Origin of the sequence: Mesotoga sp. UBA5825, from assembly GCF_002432955.1 — a bacterium.
Classification (GTDB): Bacteria; Thermotogota; Thermotogae; order Petrotogales; family Kosmotogaceae; genus Mesotoga.
This window is the reverse complement of record NZ_DJHG01000007.1, coordinates 1-10,004: the sequence shown is the minus strand read 5'-3', so window position 1 is coordinate 10,004 and position 10,004 is coordinate 1. Positions and strand designations below refer to the sequence as shown.

The 10,004-nt window shown below is 42.8% G+C and carries 9 protein-coding genes and 1 pseudogene; 8 read left to right on the top strand and 2 right to left on the bottom strand.

From position 1 onward, the window contains the following. The 8 genes from B3N33_RS00285 to B3N33_RS00250 form a co-directional block, all read left to right on the top strand. Positions 1 to 1,178 (top strand): hypothetical protein (locus B3N33_RS00285; protein WP_292591760.1); only part of this gene is annotated, 1,178 nt, incomplete at its 5' end. A gap of 73 nt (positions 1,179 to 1,251) precedes the next feature. Continuing rightward, a complete protein-coding gene (locus B3N33_RS00280; protein ID WP_292591759.1) occupies positions 1,252 to 3,231 on the top strand; it encodes a hypothetical protein in 1,980 nt (659 codons plus the stop codon). Between the two features lie 114 nt (positions 3,232 to 3,345). Then, positions 3,346 to 3,648 (top strand): hypothetical protein, encoded by a 303-nt coding sequence (locus B3N33_RS00275; RefSeq protein WP_292590053.1) that lies wholly within the window; start codon positions 3,346 to 3,348, stop codon positions 3,646 to 3,648. An 81-nt stretch (positions 3,649 to 3,729) separates the two neighbouring features. After that, positions 3,730 to 4,605, top strand: coding sequence for an NgoMIV family type II restriction endonuclease (locus tag B3N33_RS00270; RefSeq protein WP_292590051.1), 876 nt, complete (start codon positions 3,730 to 3,732; stop codon positions 4,603 to 4,605). Positions 4,606 to 4,624: 19 nt separating this feature from the next. After that, entirely contained in the window at positions 4,625 to 5,638 is a 1,014-nt protein-coding gene (locus B3N33_RS00265; protein ID WP_292591758.1) for a DNA cytosine methyltransferase, read from the top strand. A 23-nt stretch (positions 5,639 to 5,661) separates the two neighbouring features. Next, entirely contained in the window at positions 5,662 to 6,093 is a 432-nt protein-coding gene (locus B3N33_RS00260) for a very short patch repair endonuclease (RefSeq protein ID WP_292590048.1), read from the top strand. A 62-nt stretch (positions 6,094 to 6,155) separates the two neighbouring features. Next, positions 6,156 to 7,199, top strand: coding sequence for a DNA cytosine methyltransferase (locus B3N33_RS00255; RefSeq protein ID WP_292590046.1), 1,044 nt, complete (start codon positions 6,156 to 6,158; stop codon positions 7,197 to 7,199). Next, positions 7,196 to 9,205, top strand: coding sequence for a BbrUII/HgiDII family restriction enzyme (locus B3N33_RS00250; protein ID WP_292590044.1), 2,010 nt, complete (start codon positions 7,196 to 7,198; stop codon positions 9,203 to 9,205). The genes B3N33_RS00255 and B3N33_RS00250 overlap by 4 nt, the downstream gene beginning before the upstream one ends. A 514-nt stretch (positions 9,206 to 9,719) precedes the next feature. On the opposite strand, the gene B3N33_RS00245 is transcribed toward B3N33_RS00250, so the two are convergent. Next, positions 9,720 to 9,869: an HD-GYP domain-containing protein gene (locus tag B3N33_RS00245; protein ID WP_292590042.1), complete on the bottom strand. Its 150-nt coding sequence runs from the start codon at positions 9,867 to 9,869 to the stop codon at positions 9,720 to 9,722. Next, positions 9,824 to 10,004: pseudogene (locus tag B3N33_RS00240) on the bottom strand (hypothetical protein); the annotation flags it as partial. The pseudogene B3N33_RS00240 and the gene B3N33_RS00245, both read right to left, overlap by 46 nt.

Here is a 10,004-nt window from a genome sequence, read left to right as displayed (position 1 = left end):
CCGCGAAGCTAATGAAAGAGGATTTCTCAGCCATTGTCGGCGCAATATCTAAAAAGACGCATGTTAGAAAGTTCAGGGTTGCAAGGCTATTGCTAGAGCTCGAAGAGTTTTCAAAGACATCTAGAAACGAATTTGACATAGAAAAGGCGATCAATTATATATTACTTAGATCAAGAATAAAGAAGAGAACAGCTCTTGCTCTAGTAAATAACGAAAGAGTAGAGACCGAGGATACCAACGACAGTCGAGTATCCGTTATTGTAGGGGTATTTTGGACAATTGTCTATGCTATCTTTGCATTTTTTGCCTATCCAGTGTTGCTTAGCAAAACTGACAAACTCGTGAAAATCAAGTATGGGTTTGTTGATGCGAGCAATCTCGAAGTTGCGATTCAGTTTATTGATGTTCTTATGGGTCTCTCAGGCTTATTCTTTATGTTGCTTATGGTAATTCAGTTCTTACTGGTTAGTCCGTTGTGCCCAAAGAAATGTAGCTGGGTGAAGAAGCTCGGCTTTTCCTTCGCGATGATAGGTTTTGCTATGCTTGTTGCCAGGTCTGCGATGGATTTGCTTTTCGAGGGAAGTCTTATTAGTCCGGATTCTCTTTCACTGATTTCTGGATGTTGCTTCTTGATATTCTACCTTTGCATTCTATACGATTACAGAAAGTCCGAAGAGCTCAGCGACAGTAAAAGGTACTTGCTAGGTAGAACTGCGTTTCTTGCAATAACCTTAGGATACTCACTTCAGTTGTTGTACTCTATCATTTCCTGGTTTGCGCACCCAGAGGCGCCTATTGCTCTGCATCTTGTCGGCACTATTTGGCCTCTGCTCTTTGCTCTCATGGGATATTACATTTATTCAAGAGGCGGCACGCAGGAGTTTGCTTCTCAAGTATTCTACTTGTTGGGCGAGAAAGAGCACAGGTTTCTTACAGAAGACACCTTGAAGAAGGAATTTGGCGAACGAATAGAAGGGATTAAAAACTCAAGTATGCCACAGAACGAAAAGTCTGCGCTAATCCAAGAAGTTTCCCGCGACTTCAACAAGGCAATGATGAACTATGAAAGTAACAAGAAGTGGTATGGTAAGGTCTTTTGGTTTGCTCTGAAAAGTGTTATAGGTGGTATTCTTGCCTACATAGCTCTTGAAGGTTTGAGACTATTACTGAGGAGATAATTGAAGAAATGAACAAACGACTGCTGAGATTCATAGATGTACGAGGCTTTTCATGCAGGGGAGAACATGCAAAATGACTACATCTTTCTACATTAGGAGAAATGCTAAAGTTATCACCTTCATTTTTATGATTGCTCTTGCGGTATTCTGTGCCTATTATCTCGTGAGTATTCCGACTGTTGAGGGCTTACTGATGAATTTGGCGTTCGCTTTGTCCACTGCCTTCATTACCGATTCTCTTGTATTGTCTTCTTCAATTCTTGCTATAGCAGTTCCGTTGTTCGGTGACTCGTCAAACAGGATTCGACAACGCTATGGTTCTATCCTATTAGAAAGGATCGGCTTGAAACGATGGACACTCACCCTTTACGCCAGCACCTTTTTTGTCTTTATTCTCTCAATAATTCAGAAGGCAGGAATAATTCAGCTCCTAGATTCACTGTTCAAGACGGAGTTTCGCCCAGCGTTTTCTTCTGTGGAGTTGTCACTGACACTCATACAAGAATTTGGGCGTGTTCAGACTCTCGAAATGACAATAATTGTAGTGATCCAGCTTCTTCTCTTCACAGGGTTTATTTCGCAAGCTTCTAATCCATACTTTCTGATAGAGATGGCGAGGAAAGATCTAAAGAAGAGTCAATCTATTGTTCCTGAAGGGAGACACAAAGTAGAGGCGTTGAAGGAGTCCGCTTTGGTCTACAGGAGTTTGTTGATCGGCAATCCAGAGTTCGGTACTGCATCAGAACAATCAATAGATCTTATAGGTCCTCATTTCTCAATCATCGAAAGCATGATTGAAGTGCTAGCAAAATCGGGAGATAAGAAACATGTTTCAATCATGAAGTCAACTGTAGAGATTTGTTTTGACACTTTGCAACTCTCAATTGAAAGAAGAAGGGTTGAAGATCAGAAGAAGTTTGTTCGTGAACTCAAGAAATGGTTCGCTAAGAGAGCCCTAGACGAGAACCGCCTAGACTCAGAAACTACCTATTCTGATTATCTAGATGTGATTACTGAGAAGATGTCAAAAACGGTCTTAGGTCTCATGATGGGGTCTGATCTTAGTCTGTTTGCTGGTTTTGTTGAGGTTTATCCGACCGTTATCTGGCTTCACAAACATATTAGGTCGTACAAGACCATAAAAGCTCTAAATGCATTTCTTTGTGAGACAATGAAAAAAACAATAGAACGTCACCAAAAGACAGCTCTGCACATAACTATTCATGTGGTCTTTAGATACTACTCTTCATATCAGGAATTCAGAAGCGGTGAGTTCGCACAGTCTTTTGATTCTTCAAATTCTCAGGTAAGCGAACTTGACAAGGAATTTTCAAAGATCAGGACCATTAGAGATCTTAGTGATCGCCTAAATAAGCTTTGTAGATTTGAAAAGTACCAGTTACGCAAGGCCAAAGATGAAGTGATTGAAAACACGGAAAAGAAAATCTCTGAAATGATTGAAGAGACGGAAAAGGAAAAGAAGATCTCTGAAGTGAGAAAAAGTCTATGGGTAAAATATACTCAGAGATTTCTAAGGGAACTAGTAGTTGAAGTAAGCGTATATGCGCTATCAAGAAAAGAATACTGGGCGCTTAAGTTAATCTGGGACTACTTCGATGATAATAGTCAAGATACGCATATGCTGGATGTCATACCTAAGAACATTTGTGACCTTTATGATCTCTATTTCTCCTCGAATCTCGTTGAGCTTCTTGATAAGAGTACCGGAAATTCGAGTTTTTTGCAGTATATCGTTTTACTTATGGCAAGACCAGGGTTTTCATTTTCGGGCGACTTGAATGAGGCAATCCTACAAACTTCCGATGAGTCTATTGGATATGTACGTTTGCTTAATCCTGAAGAAGGAAAGATGATGAACGTGCTAGAATACTTTGAAAAGCAGGATGATCTGCTAGGATTACTTAACATTAGCTTTGGAGAAAAATTGAGGCAAAATGCAGTGACATGCCTCAAGGATCTATATGACAAGGCAACTGAAGAACAGCGCAAAAGAGTAGGGAGTCCCGTAGAAGGCAAACAGTATGAAGTTTAGGTTATGAGCATTGCTCATCGTAAAGGAAACCTGTCAACATAATCAGTCCTGGAAAACCAAAGCCGTGTCCTTTCGGATTCCAATACGTGTGACAAACCTTTATTGGAGGAATACATGACTACATCGTGCGAGCATTTTACTAAGTTTCTTGAAGACACAGGTTACAGAATTATTTCTGGGCAGCAAGAGGGCGTTGTTTTCGCATGCCTAAACCACAAAGCTTGGGAGACTTTAGTAGTAATAAGAATCTCGGATAATGGAGAAGCGATTTCTACTTACAATTTCGTCTTGAACACAGAAGAGAAGATAACCTTCGAACTACTTGAAAAAGAATACGAAAGACATTTGAAGAATCCCGATCCTCGATCTGATGAATATGAGGGTTATATAGCATATAATGGGCGAACCTCAAGATAATGCACGACTCTTCAAAGTAGAATCGGAATGAAGACTCGCATTTCCGATGATATGATAATAACGGTGTAGAAAGGAGCAAGAATGATTGAAAGAGACATCTTCCATCGGTTGCTGGATCTCAGGACACAATATTTGGCAACAATACGAAAGCAATTGCTTTCGGCAAAGAGCAGTAAGTATGGTATGACTGTTAGCATAGCAGATGTGGATAGTAGATCCAGTTCTGTCATTGCCAAGGAATGGTCCGACTTACTTCCAAAAGGCACTCCATTACAACACGCTAAGCCGGGTCAGAAGAGCGGGGCTGAGTACACAGCATTTACAATGGAGTATCTCAAGGAGTCTTTTTCGCTGTTGTTTGAGCTGAGGCCTGGGCAATGGGTTTGGGGAGCCGATAATTACAGGATAACGGACTTCGACCAGTACTACCATTTGAACAGAATTGAGGACTTAGCTAAGACCGATGAATCCTTGAGGGTTCTCTTGACTTCTGACTACATAGTGAAGCCCGATATTGTAGTAAGTAGACTCCCAATTCCTTCTGAACTGCTAGGTGAGAGATGCAATACTGAGATTTCTATGCGCACTCCCCTACTAGAAGATTCCGTTGGTTCCGGGCATCCAATAATGCATGCAAGCATATCTTGTAAATGGACGATGCGATCTGATAGAGCGCAGAATACCAAGGTTGAGGCTCAGAATCTTCTAAGAAACAGAAAAGGAAATAGTCCTCATATGGTAGTAGTAACTGCAGAACCTCTGCCCACACGATTGGCGTCTATCGCTCTCGGAGTGGGTGATATCGATTGCGTTTATCATTCCGGATTGTACGAATTGATTGAAGCAGTCAAGAAGTACGATACTGATAGAAGCGATCAAATGGATATGCTGAACACTCTTGTTATTGGTCGAAGACTGAGAGACATTAGCGATCTACCTTTTGATTTAGCAATTTGAGAAAAAATCGAGGTGTATCTTGATAGAAAAACCCACATTCATAGATCTGTTTTGCGGNNGCGGTGCGGGAGGTCTGTCTCTAGGGTTCAAGAAGGCTGGTTATGAACCTTTGTGGGCTTTAGATAAGGACGAGGTATTCGCATGTACGTACAGAAAGAACTTCGATGTCAAAGTCTTCGAAGGAGATATAAGAGGAATCGCTGATTTTAGTCCGAAGAAGTCGGATGTGATTGTCGGAGGACCTCCATGCCAGGGCTTTTCGCCTTTGGGTAAGATGAACAGGAAGAAGGAACGCACTAGCGAACATGAAGACCTGAATACGTTATGGAGGGAATTCTTCAGAGCAATTCATGAGATTGGTCCTAAGGCCTTCGTGGTTGAAAACGTACCTGGATTCTTGAAGTCCGAGGAGTTCAATTTCTTCTATGGAATGGTGAAGAAAGAAGGTTACAATGTAGTATATGGAGTGCTAAAGGCCGAGGAATTCGGAGTGCCGCAGAAGAGATCAAGGGCATTTACTATAGGTATTATGAACGGTTCTCCAAGTTTGCCGCCTCCGACTCAGATCAGAAAGAGCGTGAGAGACGCGATCGGGGACCTCCCGCTTGAACCAGACGGAAAGGGCTTGCACATCGGCAGGAATCCTACTGCGATTTCTCTGGAGCGTTATAGACTTATTCCACCGGGAGGAAACAGATTTGATTTAATGAGGCTTCGACCTGATTTGTGCCCTCCATGCTGGATGAAGAAGAAAACCGGTAGCACAGATGTGTTCGGTAGGCTTGAGTGGGACAAACCTTCACTTACTATAAGAACGGAGTTCTTCAAGCCGGAAAAGGGTAGGTACTTGCATCCCCAGGCAGATCGACCCATAACCCATCGTGAAGCTGCAAGGCTTCAGACGTTCCCGGATGACTACGTTTTCTGCGGAAGCAAAACACAGATTGCCAAGCAGATCGGGAACGCGGTTCCTCCTGAACTTGCATTGCATGTTGCAATTCATCTGAAGAAACTGCTGCAGGATGTGTATTAGGAGATCTCTCAAGGAGTACCGGAATGACCGACATATTCGATCAAGAAAAACGGAGCAGTATCATGCGTTCTGTGAAGTCTACCGATACATCACCGGAGATGGTGGTCAGGAAGTGGCTTCATGCTCGCGGATATGGATATAGAATTCATAGAAAAGACCTTCCCGGAAAGCCGGACATAACGATGTCCAGACTGAAGCTTGCCATATTCGTTCACGGATGCTTCTGGCACAATCACACCAATTGCAGGAAAGCTACTATTCCGAAAACCAGAACGGAGTTCTGGACGGAAAAGTTCAGAAAGAATAAAGAACGGGACAAGCAAAAAGAAGATGCACTTGAGAAAGCCGGGTGGAGAATACTGGTATTGTGGCAATGTGAGATTGAGCAAGGCAAATTCGCAGATATCCTGCAGGAAAGTTTAAGTAAACTGGAATCGTCGTTAGGTAACAAGTGATTTGGATCTTGGACAGATACAATGTACAATTTTCTTAGGAGTTCTTCTTGAAGGGGTGCCAAATGAGAGTTTCTGCGGTTGACTTGTTTTGCGGTGCGGGAGGTCTGTCCCATGGAATGATTACATCAGGGATAGAAGTGGTTGCAGGATATGACGTAGACGAAAACTGCAGGTTTCCTTTCGAGTACAATAACAACAGTCGCTTTATCAATAAGGACATCAATCTTGTTTCTAGCAAGGAAGTATCAGACCTGCTTTCAATAGGAGATGTGAAAGTACTTATGGGATGCGCTCCATGTCAGCCGTTTTCTACCTACAACATTAGCGTGAAGAGGGGCAAAAACGACAACGATTGGTCTCTACTCGATAACTTTGCGAGACTTGTTGCGGAAGTCAAACCGGATATCGTATCAATGGAGAACGTACCTCAGATTGTTAAGACTCAGGTGTTCCATGACTTCGCTGAGACTCTTCGGTTTCATGACTACAGTATTAGTTACGGCAGCCATTTCGCTCCAGATTATGGCGTACCCCAAGCAAGACATAGACTGATTCTTCTGGCCTCAAGGCTGGGGAATATAGAGTTGATTCCGCCTACCTGCAAAAGCAATGAATACCGAACCGTTAGACAAACGATAGGAGATCTGGAAAGGATTAGCGCAGGAGAGGTTAGCAAGAAAGATCCGCTTCACAGATCTGCAAAACTGAACGATACAAACCTAGAAAGAATAAGGGCCTCTCTGCCCGGGGGTTCTTGGAAGGACTGGGAAGTGTCTCTAAGAGCGAACTGCCACAGAAAACAATCGGGAGAGTCTTTCTCAGCGGTGTACTCAAGAATGGAATGGGATAAACCCGCGCCAACGATAACGACTCAGTTCTATGGTTACGGAAACGGAAGATTCGGACATCCCGAACAAGACAGAGCATTATCGCTTAGGGAGGGCGCTCTTCTCCAAACATTTCCGGAGAATTATCAGTTCGTAAAACCCGAGGAACCCGTCAGATTCAAAGCAATCGGAAAGCTCATAGGCAATGCTGTACCGGTCTTGCTGGCCAGTGCTATTGGAAGAAGCATAATCAAGCACTTGGGAGGTCGATATGAATGACGGAGAGAAAGAAGTACAGAATAGCAATCAAACAGACTGTTCTAAAGCATTTGGGGATGAATCTTTACAGTAGCGTACCTGCTGTTCTATCGGAAGTTGTAGCCAATTCTTGGGACGCGGATGCTACAAGAGTAGAAGTCACGATAAAGAAAAGAGAAAGAATTATTGTCATCTCCGATAACGGGTGTGGGATGGATCTGGACGACATAAACGAAAAGTATCTGGCTGTGGGTTATGAAAGACGTAAAGACCGTCCGACATCTGAGAAATACGGCAGAAAGGTGATGGGTAGAAAGGGAATCGGAAAACTTTCTCTGTTCTCGGTCGCAGATGTTATCGAGGTTCATACTTTGAAGGATGCCCCGAATAGCAGCAAGCAAGGTTTCAGAATAGTTGTTAAGGAGTTGGAAAGACAAGTCAGCGAAAATGAGAACTCTGAATATGAACCCGCAGAGCTCAAGGAAGAAGAAATCGAGATCCAAACCCCTGGTACGACTATCTATCTCAAAGACCTGAAGAAACGAATGAACAGTCTTACCGAAAGCAGCTTGAAGAGGAAGCTTGCTAGGAGATTCAGCATTATTGGAGAAAAACACGATTTTCGGGTATTTGTGAACGGCGAAGAAGTGAGGCCAGAGGACAGGGATTACTACGATAAAGTCGAGTACGCATGGATCTATAGATACCCCCAGAAATCGGAAGAGCCTTCATTCAAAGAAGCAGAAGAGATATTTCGCATTGAAAGTGAATCCTATGGGAGAATATTCGGGTGGATAGGAACTGTGAAGAACAGCGGCAATTTACTTGATAAGGAGGAAGGAGCAGACGACGGTTTCAGCTTGAACAGAATTGTCGTCCTGGTGAGAGGAAAAGTCGCACACGAGAACATTCTTGAATACTTTGCGGAGGGTGGACTATATACCAAATACCTCATAGGGGAGATACATGCCGATTTTTTGGACGAGAATGACGAACCGGACATTACTACTACGAACAGGCAGCAGATAATCGAAGATGATTCTAGATTTATTAGCCTGCGTGATTTTGTAAGGGATCAGCTAAAGAGAATTCAAAGAGAATGGACAGACCTGAGAAACGAAAAAGGAACCGCGGAAGCTACTTCCAACCCTCAAATAGAGGAGTGGTACAGAGAATTAGGTCCGGATAAGAGACGGAAAGCGGATGTTCTTTTCGGTAAGATAAATAGAGTAACGGATCAAGATGAAGAAAAGCACGAGCTATTCGCTCAAGGGGTACTCGCTTTTGAAAGGCTGAAACACAAAGATAATCTAGATGAGCTAGATAGTATAAGCCTGGATAATCTGGAAGTTTTTCTGCGCATATTTTCTGAAATAGAAGACTACAGCGCTGTTCTGTATCACAGCATTATCTCAGACAGACTCCGAATCATAGGGAAATTGAGAGAAGATGTTGAAGCGAATGTTCTTGAGAAAGTACTACAGAGGTATCTTTTTGACAATCTTTGGCTTCTTGACCCTTCATGGGACAAAGTGACTTCAAATGCAGTAATGGAAAAAGCTTTCAAAAAACTTGAAGGATTTTCGGACGAATCTCTTACGGACGAAGAGAAGAATGCTCGGCTTGACATCAAGTATCGTGCGGTATCGGGAAAGCATGTGATAATCGAATTGAAACGTTCTGGTAAGAGCATAACTTCAAATGAACTTATCAAGCAAGTGATGAAGTACGATAATGCTTTTGACAAGTATCTCACAAATATCGGGAAAGCAAGAGAGCTTTTCGAGATTGTCTGTGTCTTGGGCAAAGAACCTGTTGATTGGCACGATACTCCTAATAGCAGGAACAAAACCATCGAAACTTTGAAGATAAATCACGCAAGAATTGTTTTTTATGATGAACTGATTGTTGGTGCATACAATAGATATGAAGAATTTCTTGAATCCGATGATAAGGTGAAAAAAACGAAGCAACTCATAGATGCTATAGCCAATGAGTATTCGCGTAAACTTGTCGAAGTGCGATAGTTGGAAATACACCTTTGCTCTTTCTTTAGGGGGAAACAGTAAGTGTATTTTCGAACTATTGAAGTGGACTGGGTTGACTCTTCTGTATCTAGCCAGAGTAAGAAATGACAGTCCTGAATCCACAAAGGTTCAAATCACATTATCAAAATCTCTCCGAATTGGTTCTGCAGTTCTTGGACCAAGAATCTTCTCCAGTTCCAGAAGCACTTTGATAGTTCGGATATATCCTCTGGTCCAGCGGCATCTCCGTCATCATTTCTGCTGCTTCCGCGAAGGTGTGGGCATCTCCATAAGGGTTTCGGCTCTTTTGTAACGTTACTGTTCAAGTCATTATGAACTGCTGAAGAATCGAAAGAAGCAATACACGAATATGCTTTCGGCTTCCTCTCAAGTTCTCTCCCAGCACTTCTCCGGGTTTCTCCCGCAAAGCGCATTCTCAAGTTCGGGAAGGATCTCTATCAGCGCAGAGACTACGCGCTGATCAAGAGGCATTTCAGTCATCATGTTCACCGCTTTAGCAAAGGAATAAGCGGCCCTGTAAGGCCTGTCGGCTGTTGGGGCTTGGAAAGACATCAGCCACAGCGATAATCTTAGCCTCAAGCGGTATATTGTCCACCTTCAGTCCATGTGGATAGCCGGAACCGTCTTCTCTTTCGTGATGCATATAAGCGTAGGAATGAACTTCTTCAGATATTTGAAGTGTTCGAGGATGTCTTTTCCATACGTAGGATGATTGCGGATAACCTCCATTTCAATCTCATCTAAAGGACCGTGCTTCCTCAGTATCTTAGATGAAATA